The organism is Nocardia sp. bgisy118 (assembly GCF_057708605.1).
Window position 1 is genome coordinate 52,178 of sequence record NZ_JBYISM010000041.1, and the last position, 22,431, is coordinate 74,608.

A 22,431-nucleotide genomic window follows, 5' to 3' on the forward strand; every position below is an offset into this window, starting at 1 on the left:
ATCAGGCGGGTCCGACATCTCGCCGCCGCGCCGTCCTGGATTTCTGGCGCTGAGCGGAACATACTGGGATATCCGCTGGTCACGACTGAGAATCACAGCTGAGTGTCAAGGAAGCGGAGGGCAGCAGCATGACAATTCTGCTCCAGGTAACCGAGCAGAGCTTCTCGCCTACAACGCCGTGGGAGCGGCGCAAGTTCACCTTCGTCAACGCCGCAAAGATCGTCGGGATGCGTCTCGACGGTGTGGGCGGCGTGTGGATCGACCTGTCACGCCCAGGGGAATCACAGCACCTGGCCCAGGTCCCGGACCCGCACGTGGCGATCACCTTCCTGCTCACCACCTTCGCCAAGATCGCCGAGTGCGAGGAACGCGGCGGCTCCTGGCTGATCGGGCACGACGGGATGCACACCGAGTCCATCGCGGCCACCAGATTCCCGCCGCGAGCGACCGAGGTCGCCGGCGACGACCTGCTGGCGCGCGCCTGGTTGTGAGGCCGCGCACGCTCCACAACTGATCAGCTCGCTTGTCGCAAGACCCACGAATGTCGGTGCACACGAGTACAAGTGGCATCGTGCGTACTCACGTCCAGGGTCGGTTGCTCGCGCCGCTCGTCGCGGCGCTGCTGCTCGCGGGCTGTGGAGGGTGGTCCGCGGGCCAGGTCGCCCCGGCACCGGGCAGCCCGAGCAGGGCTCAGCTCGAACAGTTGCTCGCCGAGGTCAGGGTGATCGCCGAGCGCACGCGACCCGGCGGCTACGAGCGCGGCTGCGGCAACGGACAGGGCTGTGTCTTCGGCCCGTCCTGGACCGACGACTACGAGGGCCCCGGCGGGCACGACGGCTGCGACACCCGCAACAACGTGCTCGCCGCCCAGCTCACCGACGTGCGCTTCCGGGAGGGCACGCGCGACTGCGTCGTCGTGTCGGGCACCCTCGACGACCCGTACACCGGCGATCGACGCGCCTTCCGCAAGGCCGACGCGGGCGACGCGCAGATCGATCACGTCTATCCGCTGGCCGCCGCCTGGGACATGGGCGCGTCCACCTGGCCGCCGCAGCGCCGCGTGCTGTTCGCCAACGACGTCGAGACCAACCTCCTGGCCACCTCGGCGCGCGTCAACCAGGCCAAGGGCGACGGTACGCCCTCGGAGTGGTTGCCGCCTTCGCGCGCCGACCACTGCTTCTACGCGGGCCGCTACCTCACCGTCGCGGTGCGCTACGACCTACCTGTCACCGAGGCGGACAACGCGACGTTGCACGACATCGCCCGCACTTGCCCGTGACGGCGCGCCCGTCCTCCGGCGGCGACTCGTGCGCCGAGTACTTACTGCGCGCCCGTCGCGACCGGGCGTTTGGGATCGTTGGACCACTGCGACCAGGACCCGGGATACAGCGCGGCCTCGACGCCCGCGACGGCGAGCGCGGCGACCTGGTGGGCGGCGGTGACGCCGGAGCCGCAGTAGACCGCGACCGGGCCGGAGCCGAATCCGGCGAAACGCTCGCGCAATTCGGCCGCGGCGCGGAAATGCCCGTCCGCGTCGAGGTTCTCGGCGGTCGGCGCGCTCACCGCGCCGGGGATGTGTCCGGCCTTCGGATCGACCGGCTCGACCTCGCCGCGATACCGCTCGCCCGCGCGGGCGTCGAGCAGCACACCCTTCCACTTGGCGACGGCGTCGGCGTCTACCACCGGCAGCTTGCCCGGTCGCAGCTCGACGTCGCCGAGTTCCGGATCGGGTTCGGCGCCGGAGACCAGTTCACCGCCCGCACTGGTCCAGGCGGGCAGGCCGCCGTCGAGGATGCGGACATCGGCGAGACCAGCCCAGCGCAGCAGCCACCACGCCCGCGCGGCAGCCATGCCGCCGGTCGCGTCGTAGACGACCACCGGGTCGCCGGTGCGGATGCCCCAGCTGCGCGCGCACTTCTCCAGCTGCGCGATATCGGGCAGCGGATGCCGTCCACGCGCGGGCGAGGGCGGTGCGGCCAGTTCGGTCTCCAGATCGACGAAGACCGCACCGGGAATGTGCCCGTCGAGGTAGTGCTGCGGCCCATCCGGATCGCCCAGCGCCCACCGCACGTCGAGTAGGCGAAACCGCCTGTCCGCCAGTGCTTCCCGAAGTTCCCCCGCAGAGATCAGTACCGCGCTCAACCCAGCTCCTCGTCCAGTTTCCCTCGCGCGCCGACCCTCCCACCATAATGGACGCTGTCGGACGAGGTCCGTCGATTGCCCGCGCATGGCCGCAGCGAAGGCGGAGGTGCGCCTACGCATCGCGCGCCGCCGATGTGCGCACTCGCGCGACATGCCCGCCGGTAGGGACCGCGCGCGAAGTTCGGTCCAGTTTCCGGGCACTGGCCGGTGACACGCCGTGTGACCAGCGGCAGTATCCGGACAATGACCAAGGTTTCCGCGCCCACCGACCCCGATACCGAGCCGAGGGAAGCAATCACCGCCGGGCTCGCGCAGCCGCTTGGGGCGGGCGTGGTGACCGCCCTGGTCGGGTTCACCAGTTCGTTCGCGGTGGTGCTGAGCGGGTTGACGGCGGTGGGCGCCACCGCGGCTCAGGCCGCGTCCGGACTGCTCGCGGTGTGCGTCACCCAGGGCATCGGGATCATCCTGCTCAGCTACCGCTACCGGATGCCGATCACGCTGGCCTGGTCGACGCCCGGCGCCGCGCTGCTCGCGAGCACGGGCGCGATCGCGGGCGGCTGGCGGGCCGCGCTCGGCGCTTTCGCGCTGACCGGCGTGCTGATCCTGATCACCGGGCTCTGGCAGCGGCTCGGGAACCTGATCGCCGCGATTCCGGTCGAGATCGCGCAGGCCATGTTGGCGGGCGTGTTGTTGCCGCTGTGCCTCGCGCCGGTGCGGGCGGTGGCGACCAGTCCCGCGGTGGTGGTCCCGGTGATCGTGGTGTGGCTGGTTCTCCAGCGGTTCGCCAAGCGCTGGGCGGTGATCGCCGCGTTCGGCGTCGCCGCCGTCGGTGCGGGCGTGAGCATCGTGGCCGAGCATCGCGACCTCGACCTCGCCGCCATGGCGCCGACGGTGGAACTGGCCCTGCCGCAGTGGAATTGGCAGGCGATGATCGGCATCGCGATCCCGCTCTACATCGTCACCATGGCCTCGCAGAACATCCCGGGCACCGCGGTGATGCGGTCGTTCGGCTACCGGGTGCCGTGGCGGGCGGCCATGACCGTCACCGGTGTCGGCACCATCCTCGGCGCGCCCGCGGGCGGCCACGCGATCAACCTGGCCGCGATCAGCGCCGCCCTGTCCGCCGCGCCTGCCGCACACCCGGATCCGAAGCGCCGCTGGATCGCGGCCTGCACCGCGGGCGTCGCCTACGTGCTGCTCGCCCTCGGCTCCGCAGCCCTGGTCACCCTGGTGGCCGCCGCACCGGAGGGCACGCTGGAGACGGTGGCCGGGCTGGCGCTGCTCGCGACACTGGCCACGGCGCTGGCGGGCGCACTGCGCGCAGAAGAACACCGCGAGGCGGGCGTGATCACCTTTCTCGTCGCCGCGTCCGGCGTCGGATTCCTCGGCATCGGGGCCGCGTTCTGGGCCTTGATCGGGGGCCTGATCGTGCGCTGGGCACTGCGCACGCGCGCCACCGCTACCGGCTGAGCAGGGTGAGCGGGTCTTCCAGGAGACCTGCGGTGGTGGCGAGGAAGCGCGCGGCCAGTTCGCCGTCGATCATGCGGTGGTCGAAGCTGATGCCGAGCGTGGTCACCCAGCGGACGGCCAGCTCGTCGCGAAACACCCAGGGCCGACGCCGAATCGAGCCGAGGCACAGGATCGCGGCCTCACCGGGATTGACCAGCGGCACCCCGGCGTCGACGCCGAAGACACCGACGTTGGTGAGTGTGAAGGTGCCGCCGCGCAGGTCGGCCGGGGTCGCCGAGCCGGAGCGCGCGGTCTCGGCCAGCCAGCCGATCTCGCGGCACAGGTCGCGCAGGCCGAGCGATTGCGCCTCTTTGAGATTGGGCACCAGCAGGCCGCGGCCGGTGGCCACCGCGATGCCGAGATTCACGTAGTGCTTCGTGACGATCTGCTGATTCGCCTCGTCCCAGCAGGCATTCACGCCGGGGAACTCCGCGATCGCGGCGAGCGTCGCCTTGGCGACCAAGGCCAGCGGCGTGAGCGTCAGTCCGGCAAAGGATTTGGTGGTGCGCAGGTGGTCGAGCAGCTCCATCGACGCGGTGCAGTCGAGCGTGACGAAGACGCTGGCCTGCGGGATCGTCCGCGCGCTCGCCGACATGGCCGCCGCGGTGCGCTTGCGGATGCCGGTGATCGGTGCGCGTTCCTCGCGCACCGAGGGGCGAATCACGCCGGCGTCCTGGTCCGACGCCGGGGGCGCCGGGCTCGGCGCGGGCGCGAGGTCGGTGCGGTGCGTGGAGGGCCGCGGGGGCGAGACGGGCACCGCGCCGCGCACGTCTTCGACCGTGACCGCGCCGTTCGGACCGGAACCGGCGACGAACCACAGGTCGATGCCGAGTTCCTTGGCCAGTTTGCGAGCGGCGGGCGTCGCCGCGGCGCGCGCTTCCGGCGCGGGCCTGCGCCTGCGCGACTCGGCCTCGCCTTCGGGCCCGTAACCCACGAGCACCGATTTCCGGCCGTTGCCGTCCGCGGTGTCGGGTCCTGGCGACGGCTCACCGGCCGCCTCGGGCTCGATCTGGGCGGCGGCCACCGCCGTTGGCGGCGACGCGGTCCGCACCCGGATCAGCGGCGCGCCCACCTCGACCGTCTCCCCCGGCTCGGCGAGCAGCTCCTCGACCCGTCCCGCGAACGGCGAGGGAAGCGCGACCACGGCCTTGGCGGTCTCCACCTCCGCGATGGTCTGATTCAGCTCGACGTCGTCGCCGACGGCCACCGACCAGGACACCACCTCGGCCTCGGTGAGCCCCTCCCCGAGATCCGGGAGCCGGAATTCCAGAACGTGGCCGTCGTCTTCCACGGAGCGCCTCTCGGATCGGATCGATGGTCAGGCGGCGAGCGAACGATCGACCGCAGCGAGGATGCGATCGGCGTCGGGCAGGTGGTGCTTCTCGAGCTTAGCCGGGGGGTAAGGGATGTCGAACCCGCCGACCCGCAGCACCGGCGATTCCAGGTGATAGAAGCAGCGTTCGGTGATCCGCGCCGCGATCTCGGCGCCGAGCCCGCCGAAGACGGGCGCCTCGTGCACGACGACCAGCCTGCCGGTCTTGTCGACCGATTCCTCGACGGTGTCGAAATCGATCGGCGCGAGGCTGCGCAGGTCGATCACCTCGAGCGAATGTCCTTCCTCCGCAGCGATTTTCGCGGCGGTCAACGCCGTGGAAACGGTGCCGCCGTACGCGACGACGGTGGCGTCCGCACCGGTGACGCACACCCGGGCCCGATCCATCGGAAGCTCGGGCGGGGCGCCGAAATCGACGTCGGCCTTGTCCCAGTAGCGCCGCTTCGGCTCGAAGAAGACGACCGGGTCGTCCAGCGCGATCGCTTGGCGCAGAAGGTGGTACGCATCGGCCGGGTTGCTCGGCGAGACCACCCGAAGCCCGGCGGTGTGCGCGAAGTAGGCCTCCGGCGATTCCGAATGATGCTCCACCGAACCGATGCCGCCGCCGAACGGAATGCGAATCGTGATGGGCGCGATCACCTTTCCCTTGGTGCGGTAGTGGATCTTGGCGACCTGGGAGACGATCTGGTCGAACGCCGGATAGACGAACCCGTCGAACTGGATCTCGCAGACCGGGCGATACCCGCGCAGCGCCATGCCGAAAGCCGTTCCGACGATGCCGGATTCGGCCAGCGGGGTGTCCACGACGCGGTTGTCGCCGAAGTCCTTCTGCAGCGTGTCGGTCACCCGGAAGACGCCGCCGAGCTTGCCGATGTCCTCGCCCATGAGCACGACCTTCGGATCGTCCTCCAGCGCCCGGCGCAGCCCGGTGTTCAGCGCGTTGGCGAAGGTGGTGATCATGGGCGTGCTCCTTCCTGTCCCGCGGAGGACGGACCGGGGTCGCCGGTCAGGTACTCCGCGTATTCCCGCCGCTCTTGGTCGAGCAGCGAATGCGCTGTCGCGTAGACGTGGTCGAACAGCTCCATCGGCGCCGGGTCGGGCATCTCGATGGTCGCGGTGCGCACCTGCCGCGCGACGTCGTCGGCATGGGCGGCGACCCGCCGTTCCCAGTCCTCGTCGAGCAGACCCTCCCGCGCCAGCAGTCTGCGCACCCGGTCGATCGGATCGCGACGCTTCCACTCCTCGGTCTCGGCCGCGGAGCGGTACCTGGTCGGGTCGTCGGCGGTGGTGTGCGGGCCCATCCGATAGGTGAGCGCCTCGATGAAGGACGGCCCGCCGCCCGAGCGCGCCCGCGCCACGGCCTGCCTGGTCACCGCGAGCACCGCCAGCACGTCGTTGCCGTCGACCTGCACGCCGGGCATGCCGTACCCGTACGCCCGACGCGCGATCGGCGTCGCGCTCTGCACCCGCACCGGTGCGCTGATCGCCCACTGGTTGTTCTGGCAGAAGAAGACCACCGGCGCGCTCCAGCTCGCGGCGAAGCCGAGCGCCTCGGCGATGTCGCCCTGGCTGGTCGCGCCGTCGCCGAAGTAGGCGATGGTGGCGATCTCGGCGCCGTCCAGGTGCGCGGCGTAGGCGTATCCAGTGGCGTGCAGGCCCTGCGATCCGACCACGATGTTCGGGTTGGTCATGTTCACCGCGCCCGGATCCCAGCAGTAGTGCGCCGCACCGCGCCACAGGCGGGTGAGGTCGGCGGGCGGGACGCCGCGGCAGTAGGCGACGGCGGCTTCGCGGTAGCTGCAGAACACGTAGTCGTCGGCGTGCAGGGCGCGCGCCGAGCCGACCTGGGCGGCCTCCTGCCCGAGCAGCGGCGGCCACAGTCCGAGCTGGCCTTGGCGCTGCAACGCGGTCGCCTCGACGTCGATGCGGCGGGTGACCACCATGTCCTCGTAGAGCGCGCGCAGCTGGTCCGGCCCGACGTCGGCGACGAGGGCGGCGTGCTTGCGATCGAGAACGCGGCGGCCGTCGGGCTGGATCAACTGCACCGGGTATGTGGGCTTCTCCGCCATGACCGCTCGCCTCCTCATCTGCGCCGAGCACGAATGTGTCCTACTTCACAGCATCCACGAGAAGGCGGTCTGCGCAAGTGGCCGACATACGAATGAGCAGAATGCTCAAATCGGTCGGTCCAATTGGTGTCATACTGCGTTGTATGTCCAGTAAGGAACCCGTCGACGCCACGTTGGACGCCACCGACGCGCGCCTGCTGCTGGAGCTGGTGGCCAACCCGAGGGCGACCGGCGTGGAACTGGCCAACCGCCTCGGCCTGTCCCGCAACACCGTGCAGGCGCGGCTGTCGCGGTGGGAGGCGAGCGGTGTACTCGGGAGCTTCGAACGACGGGTGCAGCCAAGGGCGCTGGGGTATCCGCTCGCCGCGTTCGTCGCGGTGGTCGTCGATCAGCACCAATTGGATTCGGTGGTGGACGAACTCGCCGAGGTCCCCGAGGTCACCGAGGTGTGCGGCATGACCGGGCTCACCGACCTCACCGTCCGGATCGTCGCCCAGGATGCCGACGACCTCTATCGAATTGCCGGGCAGATCCTCAAGATTCCGGGCGTGGAGCGCACCAACATGGCGCTGGTGATGCGGGAACTCGTGGGTCCGCGTACCGCTCCGCTGCTGGATAGGCTGGCCGGAACCAGCTGAGTTCCCGCCCGCGCTCCTCCCGCCCATCTCCGGCTGTGCATATGGTGCGGGCATGGAGATTTCGGGCAAGGTCGCGATCGTCACGGGGGCGGGCGCGGGAATCGGGGCGGCGCTGGCGCGGCGGCTCGCCGAGCGCGGGGCGCGAGTCGTGGTCGCCGACCTGGACGCGGATTCGGCTGCCACGGTAGCGGAATCACTTGGCGCACAGGCTGTGTCAGTCGGCGGAGACGTCTCCGACGAGCGCGTGATACAGGCGCTGATCGACCGCGCCGAAGCCGAATTCGGCCCGGTGGACCTGTATTTCGCCAATGCGGGCATCGGCGGCGGCCCCGGCCTGGACAGCACCGACGCGCAGTGGTCGGCCGCGCTGGAGGTGAACGTGCTCGCCCACGTTCGCGCCGCTCGCCTGCTCGTCCCCGGCTGGTCGGCGCGCGGCGAGGGGTACTTCGTCGTGACCGCCTCGGCCGCGGGGTTGCTCACCCAGATCGGCTCCGCACCGTACTCGGTCACCAAACACGCCGCCGTCGGCTTCGCCGAATGGCTCTCGGTCACTTACGGGGACAGCGGGATTCGGGTCAGCTGCGTCTGCCCGATGGGCGTCGACACCGAGTTGCTGCACGGCGATCCGATCCCCGGCGACGAGGCGGCCGCCGCGCTGGCGATCAAGGCGGTCACCTCGGCGGGCGCGGTACTCTCGCCACGACATCGGGCGGATGGTGCCGGGCGAGTGCCAGGTCGACCTGGCCGACCACGCCGATTACCCGCGGTTCCGCGCCTGGCTGACCGAACAGCTCGAGCTCGGGATCGCCGGGGCGCCGTCAGTCGGTGACGAGCTCGGCGGCCGCGGTGCGGATCACCTCGGGGATCTCGACCGGCTTGCGCGTCTCGGAGTCCACGTAGACGTGCACGAAGACGCCCGTGGCCGCGAGCTCGAGCGAGCCGTCGGCGTCACGGAAGATCGCCAGGTCGTAGGTGATGCTGGAGCGGCCGAGCCGGGAGATGCGCAGGCCGACCTGGAGCTGGTCCGGGAAGCTGATCGAACCGAGGTACTGGCACGAGGTCTGGGCGACCACGCCGAGGGCGGGCAGATCCCTGATGTCGGTGCCGGTCGCGTGCATCAACCAGGCGTTCACCGCGGTGTCGAAGTACGAGTAGTACGTCACGTTGTTCACGTGGCCGTAGTGGTCGTTGTCCGCCCACCGAGTCGGTACCGGCCAGAGCACGGGATACTGCTGTGTCACCCGGCCGACGATAGCTCAGCGGGGGCCGCGCCCTGCCGGTGGTCGCGGGGACTGACCCCGAAGTGGCGTTTGAAGGCGGCGCTGAGCGCGAACGCCGAGCCGTAGCCGACCTGGCGCGCGATGGCCTCGATGGTGGCGTCCGATTCCTGGAGCAGGTCGGCCGCGAGCGCGAGGCGCCATTCGGTGAGGAAGGCCATCGGCGGTTCGCCGACCAGATCGGTGAACCGCCGGGCCAGCGCGGCGCGGGACACGCCGACCGCCTCGGCGAGGCTCGCGACGGTCCAGCCGTGCGCCGGGTTGTGCTGGAGCAGGCGCAGCGCCTTGCCGACGAGCGGATCGCTGTAGGCGTGGTACCAGGCGGGTGCGTCGTTGCGGGCGAACCAGGCGCGCAGCGCGGCGATCAGCACCAGGTCGAGGAGGCGGTCCAGCACCGCGCCCTGGGCGGGCTGATCCTTGGTGGCCTCGTCGGCGAGGATGTCGAGCAGGCGGCTGTCGAAATCGCCGTGCGGGAGCACCGCGATGGGCGGCAGGGCGCGCAGCAGGCGTTGGCTCGCCGCACCCGCGGACTCGTAGGTCCCGGTCACCATCATGGTGGCGCCTTCCGGGTCGGTTCCCCATTGCCGGACGCCGAGACTCAAGGTCTCGCAGAGGATTTCACCTCCGGGGGTCTTGGTGACCTGGCCGGGGTGGATGATGATCTGCGGCGGCGTCGCCGGATCGTCGGCGACGGTGTAGGGATGCGGGCCGCGGAAGATCGCGACGTCGCCCGCGTGCAATTGGCGCGGTTCGCTGGTCCCCGAAACCCTGTTTGCCTCTTGCGATTTCGGCTTCGCGCCGGGCGCTGTGCGGTCCGGGACGATCCAGGCGGTGCCGCGGATCATCGACAGCACGGTGAGCGGCGCTTCGTCCTGGATGCGCAACGACCACGGCGGATCGAGCAGCGAACACATCAGGAACGCGCCTCTGGCGCGTGGACCTTCGAGCAGACTGGCGAGCGCATCCACAGGTCCACAGTAGACGCACACGCATGGTTGCGAGCGGCTGAACCATGTTCCGTCTCGGCTCCGGGCGATGTACTCAATACATGAACAGCAACGACAGCGCCCAGCCCTGCATCCTCGTCACCGGAGGCACTGGTAAGACCGGTTCCCGGGTGGCGGCCCGGCTCGCGGCGAGCGGCCACGAGGTCCGCATCGGGTCTCGTTCCGCGGAGATTCCGTTCGACTGGACAGACCGCAGCACCTGGGGGCCCGCACTGACCGATATGGACGCCGTCTACCTCGCCTACCAGCCCGATCTCGCCGCTCCGGGCGCTCCGGACGTCATCCGGGCGTTCGGCGCCGCGGCCAAGGCCGCAGGCGTGCGCAAGCTGGTGCTGTTGTCCGGACGCGGTGAACCCGAAGCGCTGGAGTGCGAGCGGATCGTGCGGGAATCCGGCCTGGCGTGGACCGTGGTGCGCTGCGCCTTCTTCGCCCAGAACTTCAGCGAGGGCGCGTTCGCGGACTACATCCTGTCCGGCGCGGTGGCGCTGCCCAACGGCGACGTGCCGGAACCGTTCGTGCACGCCGACGACATCGCCGACGTGGTGGTCGCCGCGCTGACGGAATCCGGGCACGACGGCGCGGTCTACGAGCTCACGGGACCGCGTGCGCTGTCCTTCGCCGAGGCGACCGCCGAGATCGCGAAGGCCACCGGCCGCGACATCCAATTCGTCCCGATCACCCGCACCGACTTCGTTGCGGGCCTGACCGAATACCAGGTTCCGGCGGACGAGATCAGCCTGCTGGACTACCTCTTCGGCACCCTGCTCGACGGCCGGAACTCCGCCACCACGGATGGTGTGCGGCGCGCGCTCGGGCGCGAGGCCAGGGACTTCAGCGAGTACGTCGCCGAGACCGCGGCGGCCGGGGTGTGGGCGGTAACGGAGGTGCCCGTGCACTGAGAGTGCCAGCCGTGCCGGAAGGAGGTGCGAGCCGACGACGACCGCGCCGCGGTTCCCGCCGAATACTTAGCATTTGTCATGGAATTCGCGCGGAGGCGTGGCGCACAGATCGACGAATCGACCACGCCGGACAACGCGATTCTCCGGAATACCGGACGCCGCAGACCGGTTGAAATTGTCAGAAGTGAAATGTACCCACCCGCGGACGTGGAGTTCAACGGCGAGCGCCACGCAACCGGACCACCTCGGGCCGACGATGTCCCGAACCGGCCCCGTGGGTGGGTGCTGAGGGGTCGTGAGGGGTTTGTCCGGGCATGTCGGCCGGTTAGCGCGGTCGCCGCTCCACCGCGCATGCTGGCGGTGCCGCCACCTGCGAGTACTGCCGGTCGGAGGCGCAGGGGCCGAAGCCCGATGGATGCCGGGCGGATCGGGGCCGCGACGGTGGTCTCGGCGTAGACGATGGGACACATCGCCCGCAGCCTCGACTTCGATGGCTCGTCGACGGGCAGATCAGCGACCGCAGGCAAGGTAGCGCCGCCGAAGGCGGGAGTTCGCACCCGAATCCTCGCCCATGCGCCAGGACGGGATCGCATGGCTGATTCGTCGGTGCGCCTCCCGGATTCAGTCGTCGGCACGCCCATCCCGTGGGTGCCAACGCAGCGGGCTCTGTGGTGGCGATCAGTGGGCGTCGTCCGAGGTCCTTGTGTCGCTGGGGGATTCGACGGCGGGCTTCGACTCGGCCGGGGCGACGACACCCGCCTGCCAGGCGCAGAGGAGGACGGCGAGGAGCGGGACCACCATGGCGGTGCTGAGGGGGATCAGCTCGGTGAGCCAGCCGATGATGGCGGGGCCCGCGAGCAGGCCGAGATAGCCGAGGCCGAAGACGCGGGACATGTCGGTGGCGGCGGTGCGGGTACCGAGATTGCCTGCGGCCGTGAAGATCTGTGGGACGCCGCCGGCGAGGCCGAGGCCGCAGAGCGCCCAGCCGATCAGCGTCAGCGGCGTCCAGGGCGACAGCATGATGAGGCCGAGGCCGAGGGCGGCGAGGAGGGTTCCGTAGCGAACCACGGCGACCCGGCCGAATGCGCCGCTGACGCGGTCGGCGGCGAAGCGGCCCGCGGTCATGGTCACCGAGAACGCGCCGAACGCCAGCGCGGCGGTGGCTTGGTCGACGCCGAGGTGTTCGCGCATGTGCAGGGTGCTCCAGTCGGCGGCGACGCCTTCCGCGAGCAACACCGCGAAGGCGAGCGCGGCCAACGCCAGCACCTTGCGCCCGTGCCCGGGTTCCTGGACGTCGGCGGCGTCCTCGGTGTGCGCCGGGCCGATCACTTCCGAGCCGGGCGGCTCCGGCCGGTGTGGCGTGGCGGCGCCGGGCAACAGACGCGGAACGCTTCCTGCCAGCAGCGCCAGGCAAGCCACCGAGGCCAGAACCAGCGTGACGCGCACGTCCCAGCCCGCGCGCAGAGCGGCGGCGCCGAGCAGCGAACCCAGCAGCCCGCCGCCGGAGAACAGGGCGTGGAACGCCGACATGATCGGGCGTCGATAGGCCCGCTCGACCTGCACCGCTTGGGCGTTCATCGAGACGTCCAGCGCGCCGTTGCCGAAGCCGAAGCAAGCCAGCGCCGCACCCAACGACACCGGGCCCGTCGCGAACCCCGGACCGAGCACGGCCACCGACGCTATGAACGCCGCCGCACCCACCAGCCTGCTGCTGCCGAACCGGTCGGCGAGCGGCCCCGCGATCCGCATGCCGACGATGCCGGCACCCGCCATCAGCAGAATGAACATGCCCAACGTCGAATGGGAAACACCCGTCCGATCGGTGATCACCGGGATGTGCACGACCCACATCGCCAGCAGGAACCCGTTCAGACCGAACACCGTGAAGACCGCTCCCCGCGCGAGGCGAGTCCGCCCGTCGACCGTCATGGCTGGCACCACTTCGACGGTACCCGGCAGTGACGCGACCGATGCTGCGTTCCTGAGCTCGGAGGCAGCGGCACGGATCGGATCGGCTTTCGTGGTTGACCGTCAGCCGGATGCCGTGGTCGACCCTCGACGATCCGACCGACAACGCGGTCGGCGAACGCCTCGACGAGCGTCCCGTCCCCGCAGGTGAGCTTCCCTAATCCGCCCCAACCCTGGCGCGCCTACAGGTACAACCCCGATTCCGGGCGGGCCGCGGTGGTGTCGATGCGGCCCGCGCCGTGTTGCAGGGCGAGGAGTTCGGCGAGGGAGAGGCCCTCGTCGGGGATGGTGGCGGCGGAAGGGCCGAGCCTGCGGCGCGCTTCGGCGGCCGAGAGGCGGCCGATCTCGAGTTGCGCCAGGCAGCGGCCGGGGCGGGTGACGGCGGGGTGCAGGCGGGACAGGTCCTCGTTGGTGGTGATGGCGACGAGCACGTCGCGGCCTTGGCCGAGCATGCCGTCGGTGAGGTTCAGCAGTCGCGAAAGCCCCTGGCCCGCCGAGGCTTTCGCTTCGGCCCTGATGAGCTCGTCGCAGTCCTCCAGCACCAGCAGCCGCCAGCGGCGGCGTTCGTCGTCGACCTCGGTCGCGGCCGACATGAGGTAGCCGGGCTGACTGAACAGCATCTCCGGATCCAGCACACAGTCGACCTGGCACCACGGCTCCCACGCCCTCGCCAGAGCGCGCAACGCCGTGGTCTTCCCGGTGCCGGGCGGGCCGTGCAGCAACAGCAGCCGCCCGCGAATGTCGTTCGGCGTCAATGCCATCAACCGGTCCAGCGCGCTCGCGGCAAGATCCGGGTAATTGCGGCGGATATCCGACCAGACCGGTGTCTCGATGTCGTGTTGACGCCGCCGGGGACCGTGCTGCCCGTGCAGGTACCAGAACCCCATCTGGATGCCGTCGTCCACCTCGGACGGCTCCTCGGCGTCTCGGATCGATTCGGCCAGAATGTCGTTCGCCAATTCGTCGGTGACGGCCGTCACCTCGACCACCGCGGACCGGTCGGCCCACCGGTCGGCGCGCAGCGTCCAGCCCTCGCCGACCACGAGGATCGACCGGCTGTTGTCCTCCTCGATGGCGCGGGCGACCCGCGAACCCGCCGGGCGCAGCGGCGCGTCGGCCCGCACCCGTTCCAGCTGCTTCTTGCGGTAGCGGGCCTGATCTCCTCGAGCGAACGGCGTCAGCGCGAGCACATCGAGCACATCGCGCGGTGAGTAGTACGAATCCAGTGCGACGGACCACCGCAGGCTCTCGGCCGGATCGGCCGGACCCGTCTCGGGCCCGATCAATCGAAGTGGTTCCTTGCGTTCCAACATTCCGACCATGATCGGCGTGTCGGACCGGCGGCGTCCACCGAATTAACCCATGACGACACGAAGCGGCCCCCCGCTCCAGTGGAACAGGGGGCCGCCGTACTGCGCGTTTACAGTGCCTCGAGCTCTACAGCGCCTTGAGTTCTTCGGTGACGGCGCCAACGGATTTCTTGGCGTCGCCGAAGAGCATGGAGGTGGTGTCGGCGTAGAACAGCGGGTTGTCGATGCCGGCGAAGCCGGAGTTCATCGACCGCTTGAGCACGATCACGGACTTGGCCTGGTCGACGTTGAGGACCGGCATGCCGTAGATCGGGCTGGAGGCGTCCTCGCGGGCGGCGGGGTTGGTGACGTCGTTGGCGCCGATGACCAGGGCGACATCGGTGCGGCCGAACTCGCCGTTGATGTCGTCCATTTCCTTCATCGCGTCGTAGGACACCTCGGCCTCGGCCAGCAGCACGTTCATGTGCCCGGGCATGCGACCGGCGACCGGGTGGATGGCGTATTTGACCTCCACACCCTTCTTCTCGAGCAGTTCGGCCATCTCCTTGACCGCGTGCTGAGCTTGGGCCACGGCCATGCCGTAGCCGGGGACCACGATCACCTGGTTGGCGTAGGCCATCTGGATCGCGGCATCCGCGGCGGAGGTGGCCTTGGCCTGCTTCTGCTCGCCACCACCGGCGCCCGGCGCGGTGCCGCCGCCACCGAACCCACCGGCGACGATGGCCGGGATGGAGCGGTTCATGGCCTTGGCCATCAGGTTGGTCAGGATGGTGCCGGACGCGCCGACGATCATGCCCGCCACGATCATCGCGGTGTTGTTCAACGCCAGACCCGCCGCCGCGGCGGACAGACCGGTGAGCGCGTTCAACAGCGAGATGACCACGGGCATGTCCGCGCCACCGATGGGCAGCACCACCATCAGGCCGAGCACACCGGCGGCCAGGAGCAGCAGCACCATCCACCACCACGGTGCGCCACCGTCGGCGGCGCCCAGGCCGATGACCACGGCCGCGGCGATCGCGACCACCAGCAGCAGCAGGTTCAGCGGCTGCTGCAAGCGGCCGATGCCGATCGGTTTGCCGGGCAGGATCTCCTGCAGCTTGCCGAAGGCGATCAGCGAGCCCCAGAACGAGACCGAACCGATGATCGCGGCGAACAACGAGCCGACGATGATGTGCACGGTCGGTTCTTCCCCGTGCTGGAAGTCCGAGAACCCGGTGGTGTCGAGGAACTCCGCCCACGCGATCAGCGCGACCGTGCCACCACCGACACCGTTGAACGCGGCCACCAGCTGCGGCATCGCGGTCATCTTGGTGAACCGCGCCGGTGGCACACCGAGCCCGACACCGACGACCAGGCCCGCGACGATGATGATCCAGTTGCTGGTGTCGCGCACCGCGATCAGGGTCGCGATGACCGCGATGCCCATACCGACCGCGGCGATCCAGTTGCCGCGCACCGCGGTCTTCGGACCCGTCAGGCCCATCAGACCGTAGATGAACAGCGAGAACGCGACGATGTAGAGGATGTTGACCAAGTTGTCCATGACGTTTACTCGCCCGCCTTCTCGACCGCGGCGACCGGCTTCTTGCCCTTGAACATGCCCAACATCCGGTCGGTCACCACGAAACCACCGATGACGTTCAGGGTTCCGAAGACCACGGCGACGAACAGAATGAGCTGGATGCCGATCGAGGGATCCTCCACCCGGCCCAACGTCACCAACGCACCCAACACCACGATGCCGTGAATCGCGTTGGTACCCGACATCAATGGCGTGTGCAGAGTGTTGGGGACCTTGGAAATGACAGCGAAACCGACGAACCCGGACAACACCAGGATCGCGATGTTCGCCAACAATTCGGTATACATCAGTTCACCTCACGAGTGACGCAGGAATCGGCCAGCACCTGATCGTCGAAGTCGGGGGCCACCTTGCCGTCGACCAGCATCAGCTCCAGCAGGGCCGCGATGTTCTTGGAGTACAACTCCGAGGCGTGCTCGGGCATGGTCGCGGGCAAGTTCAGCGGCGAGGCGATGGTGACACCGTGCTTGACCACGGTCTCACCGGGTTCGGTGAGCTCGCAGTTACCGCCGGTCTCACCGGCCAGGTCCACGATGACGCTGCCCGGCTTCATGCCCTCCACCGCCGCGGCGGTCACCAGCCGCGGCGCGGGGCGACCCGGCACGAGCGCGGTGGTGATCACCACGTCGAAGCCCTTGATCGCATCCTCCAAAGCCTGCTGCTGGCGGGCCTTCTCCTCGTCGGTCAGCTCACGCGCGTACCCGCCCTCACCGGCGGCGTCGATGCCCAGGTCCAGCCACTGCGCACCCACCGACCGCACCTGATCGGCGACCTCGGGGCGCACGTCGTAGCCGGTGGTGCGGCCACCGAGCCGCTTGGCCGTCGCGAGAGCCTGCAATCCGGCGACACCGACACCGAGCACCAGCACGGTCGCGGGCTTCACGGTGCCCGCCGCGGTGGTCAGCATCGGGAAGAACCGCGTGGACTCCGACGCCGCCAAGAGGACGGCCTTGTATCCGGAGACATTCGCCTGGGAGGACAACGCGTCCATCACCTGCGCACGCGAGATCCGCGGAATCGCCTCCACCGCGAAAGCCTGCACACCGGCCGTTTTCAGCGCGGCGATCTGGTTGTCGGCATTGCGCGGAGCCAGGAATCCGATCAGCGTCTGTCCGTCCGACAGCTTGGCCACCTCGGCATCGCTCGGTGGGGCCACCTTCACGACCACCTCGGCCGACCAGGGATCGCCGATGGTCGCACCGGCGGCCTCGTAGGCCTCGTCGGGAATGAGCGCACCCAGTCCGGCGCCGGCTTCCACGACCACATCGACGCCCTGCTTCAGCAGCGCCGGAATGATCTTGGGCACCAGAGCGACACGCCGCTCGCCCGCGTTGGACTCGCGAACGACTCCGACACGCGCTCCGCGCGGCGACGAGTCGCCAACGTTTTGCGTTGTCTCCACTGTCAGACTTCCTTCTCGTGCTGGCTGTTGGCCACCGACCGATGTCCGGACGAAGTTACTTACGAGTAAGTTCGCCAAAAATCCTCGCAACTGTACCCGGCTCGCCGTGAGCGTAGCTGAGATGCCCATCACAGGGCGGGGTCGGTTTCCGCCCAAATGTCGGATTTGCACCGCGTCGACACGGCCCGTCGACACCTCCGTTCCCATCACGCCGCGGCGATCGCCTCTGTTGTGATGGTCGTCCGCGCAGGTGAGCGCCACAAGATCGAACCTCCAGGTCTCTTACTTACCCGTACGTCAGCGAACTGGTCAGGCGCTCGAGACCCAGCCGCGGAGTGATGGGCGTCATGTTCGAAGGAGGGTTCGGGGTGTTCCGCGCCACTCGTACGCCGTATGGTCGCGGGTGTGAACGACTGCGTCTTCTGCCGCATCGTGGCGGGCGAAGCTCCAGCGACCAAGGTCTACGAGGACGCACTGCTGTGCGCGTTCCTCGATATCCGTCCCGTCGCGCGTGGACACACGCTCATCGTGCCGAAACGGCACGCGACCGAACTGGAGGATCTCGACGCCGATGTCGGCGCGCTGATCTTCCGGGCCGGACACCGGATCGCGCTGGCGATGCGACGCAGCAGTCTGGCCGCCGACGGCGCGAACCTGGTGCTCAACGACGGCAGAGCCGCGTTCCAAACCGTTCCGCACATCCACTTGCACGTCATCCCGCGCAGGCACGGCGACAAGCTCAGCTTCGCCAAGGGCTTCCTGCTGCGCAGGCCGCACGACCCGCAGAGCACCGCCGCCGCCATCCAGATGGGCCTGGCGACGCTCGCGCGTCAGGACGACACCCAGGATGTGGGCACCGAGGAAGGAACGGCATGACCGACCAGACGACAGACCGCGCCGAGCTGACCGCACTGCTGGCCGAACAGTGGGACGCCATCGCGGCCTTGGTCGCCGATCTGGATGAGAACCGGTGGCGCACACCGTCGCGGCTGCCCGGCTGGACCGTGTTCGACGTGGTCGCGCACGTGGTGGGCACCGAATCCTGGCTGCTCGGGGAGAAGCCGCCGCCGCACGATCCGATGCGCGAGAAGACCGACGTCCGGTCGCTGCCGCACGTCCGCAACGAGCTCGCGGTGCTCAACGAGATCTGGGTCGACCGGCTGCGCCCGCTGCCCGGTGCGCGCCTGCTGGAGCTGTTCCGCGACGTCACGGACCGGCGGCTGGCGGCGCTGCGCGAGACGGACGACGCCGCATGGACGACGCCCACCGTCTCGCCGATCGGGCAGGTCCCCTACGGCCGGTTCATGCGGGTGCGGCTGTTCGACTGCTGGATGCACGAACTCGACATCGCCGACGCGCTCGGCGTCCGGGTGGACGAGGGCGGCAGGCGCGCGGAGCTGGCGTTCGCCGAGTTCTCCGGGTCGCTGCCCCGGGTGGTCGTCAAGCTCGGCAAGGCGCCCACCGGGTCTCGCATCGCCTTCGTGCTGACCGGTGCGCTCGAGCAGACCCTGCGCATCGCGGTCGACGAGCGCGCCTCCTTCGTGGACGCCTTCGACGGCTCCGCCGATGTCGAGATCACCATGGACTCCGGGCTTTTCGTGCGGCTGGGCGGCGGCCGCCGTCAGGCGGCCGACCACCTCGGCGACATCGCGGTCACGGGCGACGAGGAACTCGGCGGCCGCCTGGTCAGGCATCTGGCCTTCACCCTCTGAGCCGTGCGACTGTTCCTGGCCGCCTATCGGTTCGGCAAACATCCGGATCGGCTCGCCGCGCTCGTCGGCGCGCCGGGCCGAGTCGCCGTGATCCCCAACGCCTGTGACGCCTGGCCCGCCGCGTGGTCGTCGGCGGTGACCAGCGACCTGGTGCCGCTGCGCAAGCTCGGATACGCGCCGGAGGTGCTCGATCTGCGCGACTACGTCGGGCGCGCGGCGGACTTGGAGCGGCGGTTGGCCGAATTCCCGCTGGTCTGGGTACGCGGCGGCAACACCTTCGTGCTGCGCGCCCAATTCGCCCGCAGCGGAGCCGATCTCGCGCTCACCCGACTGCTCGCCGCCGACGCGCTCGTCTACGCCGGGTACAGCGCGGGCGCCTGCCTGCTCGCCCCGGACCTGCACGGCCTGGAGACGATGGACGATCCCCGCGAGGTACCGCCGACCTGCGGCGTCGAACCACGCTGGGACGGACTGAATTTGGTGGAGCGCCGGATCGTCCCGCACATCGACTCCCCCACCGACCCGGACGGCCTCGGCAACCGGCTCGCGGCGGACTACCGCGCCGAGGGCATTCCGCACTGGGCCCTCACCGACGACGAGGTGGTCCTCGTCGACGGCGACCGCGCGGAGATCCTTCGCTGACCTCCGCGCTCCCTCCATATGTATTCCTCGCATAGGCACCGACTGTGTGAGGAGTGCGAAAAGGAGCGGTCAGGCTGCGGTGGTGGTGTTGCGGAAGACGATCCAGCGCATAGCGCTGTACATATAGAGGGCCTCGCAGGCTCCCGCGAGCAGGCGCGCGAGGTGGTATTCGAGGCCGAGGGCGGTCAGTCCGCTGCCGACGCCGAGGATGAAGGCCACGTAGTTGATCACGACGACCACGATGTACACCGCGGCTTGCCTGCCGACGGGGGCGTGCGAGTGGAAGTTGAAGGTGCGGTTGAGCACGAAGGCCAGTCCGAACGCGCAGACGTAGGCGAGCGTGATCGAGACCGGCACCGGCCAGTTCCACCAGCCGTGGAACAACGTCAGCAGCACCAGGTCGACCCCGAAGGTGAAGCTGTTGATCAGCGCGAAACCGAGGAACGTCGGCGGGACGACCCGGTCCAGCCCCAACGGCAGCCGCGCGACGACGATCTCGCACCAGCGGGTGAACCGGTCGGCAGGGGAGTCGGTGGCGACGGCCAGATCGGGCACGCGGCCAGCATGGCAGCGGCAGGTGACCGTCAGGTGAGCTGCCGGCAAACCGGCGGGGACTCGGCGGATCTCGAGTACTGCCGATCCGGCGTCGTAGATCAGCCGATCTGGCCCAGCGGTTCCGGGCGGTCCAGGCTCGACCACGCCATCAGCCAGCGGCGGCGGGTGACGTCGTCGGCGTCGGCGAGCAGCGCGTCCAGCAGGATCCTTGGATCGCGGCGCCATTGCTCGGCAACCGTCGCCAGCGCCTCCTTGCCGAACAACCCGGACCGGTCCAGCGCGGTGAGCCAGGTACCGAACTCGCCCGCGTGGATGCTGCGCAACGCCTCCAGATCGACGGCGCCGTCGGCGAACTCGTCGGCGAACAGCGCGCCGACGAGCTCTCGGTAGTCCGGTGATTCGACCCGCATGCCGTCAACCCTCCGAATGTGTGGCAGGTCTCCGGAATGGTCGAACGATCCGTCGGCCGCGGGCGTCCACCGTCACGACGACGGCCGGTCCGCGCACGGCGAGCCCCTGCACCCGCGATTCTTGCCCGACGCGCCGCGAATTACCAGTCCGGCCGTACCAGTCGCCCGGAACGGCATAGTGTGGACAGGCGTGGACCTGCATGAACTCGTCGCCGCGCTACCCGAGCACGCGGTGCTCACCGACCCCGATCTGCTGACCGGCTACAAGCAGGATTGGGCCCGCGATCCGGACGCGGGCACGCCCGCGGCGGTCGTCCGCGCCACCACGACCGAGGACGTCGCGGCAACCCTGCGCTGGGCGCACGAGCACCGGGTGCCGGTGGTCCCGCGCGGCGCCGGGTCCGGACTGTCGGGCGGCGCCACCGCGGTGGACGGCGGCATCGTGCTGAGCACCGAGCGGATGCGCGCGATCACCGTCGACCCGGTCACGCGGACCGCAGTCGTGCAGCCGGGTCTGCTGAACGCGGAGGTCAAGCGGGCGGCCGCCGAGCACGGGCTCTGGTACCCGCCGGATCCCTCGTCGTTCGAGATGTGCTCGATCGGCGGCAACGCGGCCACCAACGCGGGCGGGCTGTGCTGCGTGAAGTACGGCGTCACCACCGACTACGTGCTCGGCATGGAAGTGGTGCTCGCCGACGGGACTCCGGTGCGGCTTGGCGGTCCTCGGCTGAAGGATTCCGCGGGCCTCTCGCTCACCAAGCTGTTCGTCGGCAGCGAGGGCACGCTCGGCGTGATCACCGAACTCACCCTGCGCCTGCTGCCCGCGCAGCCGATGCAGAGCACCGTGGTCGCGAGTTTCGCCTCGCTCACCGCCGCCACCGAAGCCATCCTCGGCATCACCGGCACGCTGCGGCCGTCCATGCTCGAGTTCATGGACGCCATCGCCATCAACGCCGTCGAGGACGAGATGCGGATGGGGCTCGATCGAGAGGCCGCCGCGTTGCTGGTCGCCCGGTCCGACGCGCCGGGAGAATTCGCCGCGCGCGAGGCCGAGATCATCGTCGCGGCCTGCGAAAAGGCCGGAGCCACCGAGGTTTTCCACACCGAGGACGCCGAGGAGGGCGAGGCGTTCACCGCGGCGCGGCGCTTCGCGATTCCTGCGGTCGAACGGCTCGGCTCGCTGTTGCTCGAGGACGTCGGGGTGCCGCTGCCGCGCCTGGGCGATCTGGTCACCGGCATCGCCGCCATCGCCGAGCGCAACGACGTGACCGTCTCGGTGATCGCGCACGCGGGCGACGGCAACACCCACCCGCTGATCGTGCACGACCCCGCCGACGCCGACAACACGGCCCGCGCCCACCACGCCTTCGGCGAGATCATGGACCTGGCCATCGCCCTCGGCGGCACCATCACCGGCGAACACGGCGTCGGCAGGCTCAAGAAGGCCTGGCTGCCCGATCAGGTCGGCCCGGACGTGATGGCGTTGACCCGGCGGATCAAGGACGCGCTCGACCCGCACGGCATCCTCAACCCGGGCGCGATCCTCTGAGGGCCGGTACCGCCGCGGGCGGCTTATACACTCGGCACACCCCCGACCAGGCCGGAACATTCCCGCGCATGAAGGAGTTGGCATCACCATGACCACCAGGCTCGAGCACAACGCCGCCGACACCCGATTCGAGATCTACGTCGACGACACCCTGGCCGGGTACGCCGACTACGCCGAGCGCGAGGACGCCAAGGTCCGCGACTTCCACCACACCATGACCTTCCCCGAGTTCCGCGGGCAGGGCATCGCGGCCAAGGTGGTCGAGTACGCGCTCCAGGACTCCAGGGAAGCCGGCTTCACGGTGGTGCCGACGTGCTGGTACGTCGAGAAGTACATCGCCGACCACGGCGAGTACGCGAACCTGGTCGCCTGAGGTGTGACCCCGGTTGTGGGGGGGGGGGGGGGGGGGGGGGGGGGGGGGGGG

The 22,431-nt window shown here is 69.7% G+C and carries 24 protein-coding genes; 11 read left to right on the plus strand and 13 right to left on the minus strand.

Annotated elements, in window-relative coordinates; translation table 11 throughout:
- The first annotated feature begins 128 nt into the window (after positions 1-128).
- Positions 129-491: a hypothetical protein gene (locus tag AC3EO7_RS34935; protein ID WP_431972255.1), complete on the plus strand. Its 363-nt coding sequence runs from the start codon at positions 129-131 to the stop codon at positions 489-491.
- 50 nt (positions 492-541) lie between these two features.
- Positions 542-1,279 carry an HNH endonuclease family protein gene (locus tag AC3EO7_RS34940; protein ID WP_431972254.1) on the plus strand — a complete coding sequence of 246 codons (738 nt, stop codon included), beginning with the start codon at positions 542-544 and terminating at the stop codon, positions 1,277-1,279.
- Between the two features lie 41 nt (positions 1,280-1,320).
- Here the strand turns inward: AC3EO7_RS34940 and AC3EO7_RS34945 are convergent, their stop codons facing one another.
- Positions 1,321-2,130 carry a sulfurtransferase gene (locus AC3EO7_RS34945; protein ID WP_435593519.1) on the minus strand — a complete coding sequence of 270 codons (810 nt, stop codon included), beginning with the start codon at positions 2,128-2,130 and terminating at the stop codon, positions 1,321-1,323.
- 255 nt (positions 2,131-2,385) lie between these two features.
- Here AC3EO7_RS34945 and AC3EO7_RS34950 point away from each other — a divergent pair, with 255 nt between their 5' ends.
- A complete protein-coding gene (locus tag AC3EO7_RS34950; RefSeq protein WP_435593511.1) occupies positions 2,386-3,612 on the plus strand; it encodes a benzoate/H(+) symporter BenE family transporter in 1,227 nt (408 codons plus the stop codon).
- On the opposite strand, the gene AC3EO7_RS34955 is transcribed toward AC3EO7_RS34950, so the two are convergent.
- The 3 genes from AC3EO7_RS34955 to pdhA are packed head-to-tail and all read right to left on the minus strand — an operon-like array spanning position 3,602 to position 7,053.
- Positions 3,602-4,942 carry a dihydrolipoamide acetyltransferase family protein gene (locus AC3EO7_RS34955; RefSeq protein ID WP_431972252.1) on the minus strand — a complete coding sequence of 447 codons (1,341 nt, stop codon included), beginning with the start codon at positions 4,940-4,942 and terminating at the stop codon, positions 3,602-3,604. The two genes, AC3EO7_RS34950 and AC3EO7_RS34955, sit on opposite strands and share 11 nt — an antisense overlap.
- A 27-nt stretch (positions 4,943-4,969) precedes the next feature.
- On the minus strand, positions 4,970-5,944 hold the full coding sequence (locus AC3EO7_RS34960) for an alpha-ketoacid dehydrogenase subunit beta (RefSeq protein ID WP_431972251.1): 975 nt from the start codon (positions 5,942-5,944) through the stop codon (positions 4,970-4,972).
- Positions 5,941-7,053, minus strand: coding sequence for a pyruvate dehydrogenase (acetyl-transferring) E1 component subunit alpha (pdhA, locus tag AC3EO7_RS34965; RefSeq protein WP_431972250.1), 1,113 nt, complete (start codon positions 7,051-7,053; stop codon positions 5,941-5,943). Before pdhA ends, AC3EO7_RS34960 begins: the two co-directional genes overlap by 4 nt.
- Before the next feature lie 143 nt (positions 7,054-7,196).
- On the opposite strand from pdhA, the gene AC3EO7_RS34970 reads away from it, so the two are divergent.
- Complete coding sequence (locus AC3EO7_RS34970) at positions 7,197-7,691, plus strand: Lrp/AsnC family transcriptional regulator (protein ID WP_431972249.1); 495 nt, start codon at positions 7,197-7,199, stop codon at positions 7,689-7,691.
- A 52-nt stretch (positions 7,692-7,743) separates the two neighbouring features.
- Entirely contained in the window at positions 7,744-8,520 is a 777-nt protein-coding gene (locus AC3EO7_RS34975) for an SDR family oxidoreductase (protein ID WP_435593512.1), read from the plus strand.
- On the opposite strand, the gene AC3EO7_RS34980 is transcribed toward AC3EO7_RS34975, so the two are convergent.
- Both AC3EO7_RS34980 and AC3EO7_RS34985 read right to left on the minus strand, forming a co-directional pair.
- Positions 8,510-8,932 (minus strand): acyl-CoA thioesterase, encoded by a 423-nt coding sequence (locus AC3EO7_RS34980; protein ID WP_245673654.1) that lies wholly within the window; start codon positions 8,930-8,932, stop codon positions 8,510-8,512. The genes AC3EO7_RS34975 and AC3EO7_RS34980 overlap by 11 nt on opposite strands.
- On the minus strand, positions 8,929-9,936 hold the full coding sequence (locus AC3EO7_RS34985; protein ID WP_435593513.1) for an AraC family transcriptional regulator: 1,008 nt from the start codon (positions 9,934-9,936) through the stop codon (positions 8,929-8,931). Before AC3EO7_RS34985 ends, AC3EO7_RS34980 begins: the two co-directional genes overlap by 4 nt.
- 80 nt (positions 9,937-10,016) lie before the next feature.
- Here AC3EO7_RS34985 and AC3EO7_RS34990 point away from each other — a divergent pair, with 80 nt between their 5' ends.
- Entirely contained in the window at positions 10,017-10,874 is an 858-nt protein-coding gene (locus AC3EO7_RS34990) for an NAD(P)H-binding protein (protein ID WP_435593514.1), read from the plus strand.
- A gap of 678 nt (positions 10,875-11,552) precedes the next feature.
- Here the strand turns inward: AC3EO7_RS34990 and AC3EO7_RS34995 are convergent.
- From AC3EO7_RS34995 to AC3EO7_RS35015, 5 genes are all read right to left on the minus strand, one after another.
- Positions 11,553-12,803: an MFS transporter gene (locus AC3EO7_RS34995; protein WP_435593520.1), complete on the minus strand. Its 1,251-nt coding sequence runs from the start codon at positions 12,801-12,803 to the stop codon at positions 11,553-11,555.
- Positions 12,804-13,024: 221 nt separating this feature from the next.
- A complete protein-coding gene (locus AC3EO7_RS35000) occupies positions 13,025-14,155 on the minus strand; it encodes a DUF5925 domain-containing protein (protein WP_435593515.1) in 1,131 nt (376 codons plus the stop codon).
- A 124-nt stretch (positions 14,156-14,279) separates the two neighbouring features.
- Complete coding sequence (locus AC3EO7_RS35005; RefSeq protein WP_431972244.1) at positions 14,280-15,698, minus strand: NAD(P)(+) transhydrogenase (Re/Si-specific) subunit beta; 1,419 nt, start codon at positions 15,696-15,698, stop codon at positions 14,280-14,282.
- Positions 15,699-15,703: 5 nt separating this feature from the next.
- Positions 15,704-16,024, minus strand: a complete 321-nt coding sequence (locus AC3EO7_RS35010; RefSeq protein ID WP_431971818.1) for an NAD(P) transhydrogenase subunit alpha part 2 — start codon at positions 16,022-16,024, stop codon at positions 15,704-15,706.
- Positions 16,024-17,139, minus strand: a complete 1,116-nt coding sequence (locus AC3EO7_RS35015; RefSeq protein ID WP_431972243.1) for a Re/Si-specific NAD(P)(+) transhydrogenase subunit alpha — start codon at positions 17,137-17,139, stop codon at positions 16,024-16,026. The genes AC3EO7_RS35010 and AC3EO7_RS35015 overlap by 1 nt, the downstream gene beginning before the upstream one ends.
- 405 nt (positions 17,140-17,544) lie before the next feature.
- On the opposite strand from AC3EO7_RS35015, the gene AC3EO7_RS35020 reads away from it, so the two are divergent.
- Genes AC3EO7_RS35020 through AC3EO7_RS35030 form a run of 3 tightly spaced genes read left to right on the plus strand, consistent with a single transcriptional unit; the run spans position 17,545 to position 19,493 of the window.
- Positions 17,545-18,015, plus strand: a complete 471-nt coding sequence (locus AC3EO7_RS35020) for an HIT family protein (RefSeq protein WP_431972242.1) — start codon at positions 17,545-17,547, stop codon at positions 18,013-18,015.
- A complete protein-coding gene (locus tag AC3EO7_RS35025) occupies positions 18,012-18,851 on the plus strand; it encodes a maleylpyruvate isomerase family mycothiol-dependent enzyme (RefSeq protein ID WP_431972241.1) in 840 nt (279 codons plus the stop codon). Before AC3EO7_RS35020 ends, AC3EO7_RS35025 begins: the two co-directional genes overlap by 4 nt.
- A gap of 3 nt (positions 18,852-18,854) precedes the next feature.
- On the plus strand, positions 18,855-19,493 hold the full coding sequence (locus tag AC3EO7_RS35030) for a Type 1 glutamine amidotransferase-like domain-containing protein (RefSeq protein WP_435593516.1): 639 nt from the start codon (positions 18,855-18,857) through the stop codon (positions 19,491-19,493).
- Between the two features lie 69 nt (positions 19,494-19,562).
- Here the strand turns inward: AC3EO7_RS35030 and AC3EO7_RS35035 are convergent, their stop codons facing one another.
- Together AC3EO7_RS35035 and AC3EO7_RS35040 are read right to left on the minus strand one after the other, a co-directional pair.
- Positions 19,563-20,048 carry a GtrA family protein gene (locus AC3EO7_RS35035; protein ID WP_435593517.1) on the minus strand — a complete coding sequence of 162 codons (486 nt, stop codon included), beginning with the start codon at positions 20,046-20,048 and terminating at the stop codon, positions 19,563-19,565.
- Between the two features lie 98 nt (positions 20,049-20,146).
- Positions 20,147-20,458, minus strand: a complete 312-nt coding sequence (locus tag AC3EO7_RS35040; protein ID WP_431972238.1) for a hypothetical protein — start codon at positions 20,456-20,458, stop codon at positions 20,147-20,149.
- Positions 20,459-20,648: 190 nt separating this feature from the next.
- Here AC3EO7_RS35040 and AC3EO7_RS35045 point away from each other — a divergent pair, with 190 nt between their 5' ends.
- Positions 20,649-22,007 (plus strand): FAD-binding oxidoreductase, encoded by a 1,359-nt coding sequence (locus tag AC3EO7_RS35045; RefSeq protein WP_431972237.1) that lies wholly within the window; start codon positions 20,649-20,651, stop codon positions 22,005-22,007.
- An 88-nt stretch (positions 22,008-22,095) separates the two neighbouring features.
- Positions 22,096-22,380 (plus strand): GNAT family N-acetyltransferase, encoded by a 285-nt coding sequence (locus tag AC3EO7_RS35050; protein ID WP_431972236.1) that lies wholly within the window; start codon positions 22,096-22,098, stop codon positions 22,378-22,380.
- The last annotated feature ends 51 nt before the right edge of the window (positions 22,381-22,431 follow it).

What these genes read in the sequence shown, in the direction of transcription:
- AC3EO7_RS34935 (WP_431972255.1), top strand. Translation starts at nt 129, where the DNA reads ATGACAATTCTGCTCCAGGTAACCGAGCAGAGCTTCTCGCCTACAACG.
- AC3EO7_RS34940 (WP_431972254.1), top strand. Translation starts at nt 542, where the DNA reads ATGTCGGTGCACACGAGTACAAGTGGCATCGTGCGTACTCACGTCCAG.
- AC3EO7_RS34950 (WP_435593511.1), top strand. Translation starts at nt 2,386, where the DNA reads ATGACCAAGGTTTCCGCGCCCACCGACCCCGATACCGAGCCGAGGGAA.
- AC3EO7_RS34960 (WP_431972251.1), bottom strand. Translation starts at nt 5,944, where the DNA reads ATGATCACCACCTTCGCCAACGCGCTGAACACCGGGCTGCGCCGGGCG.
- pdhA (WP_431972250.1), bottom strand. Translation starts at nt 7,053, where the DNA reads ATGGCGGAGAAGCCCACATACCCGGTGCAGTTGATCCAGCCCGACGGC.
- AC3EO7_RS34970 (WP_431972249.1), top strand. Translation starts at nt 7,197, where the DNA reads ATGTCCAGTAAGGAACCCGTCGACGCCACGTTGGACGCCACCGACGCG.
- AC3EO7_RS34975 (WP_435593512.1), top strand. Translation starts at nt 7,744, where the DNA reads ATGGAGATTTCGGGCAAGGTCGCGATCGTCACGGGGGCGGGCGCGGGA.
- AC3EO7_RS34990 (WP_435593514.1), top strand. Translation starts at nt 10,017, where the DNA reads ATGAACAGCAACGACAGCGCCCAGCCCTGCATCCTCGTCACCGGAGGC.
- AC3EO7_RS34995 (WP_435593520.1), bottom strand. Translation starts at nt 12,803, where the DNA reads ATGACGGTCGACGGGCGGACTCGCCTCGCGCGGGGAGCGGTCTTCACG.
- AC3EO7_RS35000 (WP_435593515.1), bottom strand. Translation starts at nt 14,155, where the DNA reads ATGTTGGAACGCAAGGAACCACTTCGATTGATCGGGCCCGAGACGGGT.
- AC3EO7_RS35005 (WP_431972244.1), bottom strand. Translation starts at nt 15,698, where the DNA reads ATGGACAACTTGGTCAACATCCTCTACATCGTCGCGTTCTCGCTGTTC.
- AC3EO7_RS35010 (WP_431971818.1), bottom strand. Translation starts at nt 16,024, where the DNA reads ATGTATACCGAATTGTTGGCGAACATCGCGATCCTGGTGTTGTCCGGG.
- AC3EO7_RS35025 (WP_431972241.1), top strand. Translation starts at nt 18,012, where the DNA reads ATGACCGACCAGACGACAGACCGCGCCGAGCTGACCGCACTGCTGGCC.
- AC3EO7_RS35040 (WP_431972238.1), bottom strand. Translation starts at nt 20,458, where the DNA reads ATGCGGGTCGAATCACCGGACTACCGAGAGCTCGTCGGCGCGCTGTTC.
- AC3EO7_RS35050 (WP_431972236.1), top strand. Translation starts at nt 22,096, where the DNA reads ATGACCACCAGGCTCGAGCACAACGCCGCCGACACCCGATTCGAGATC.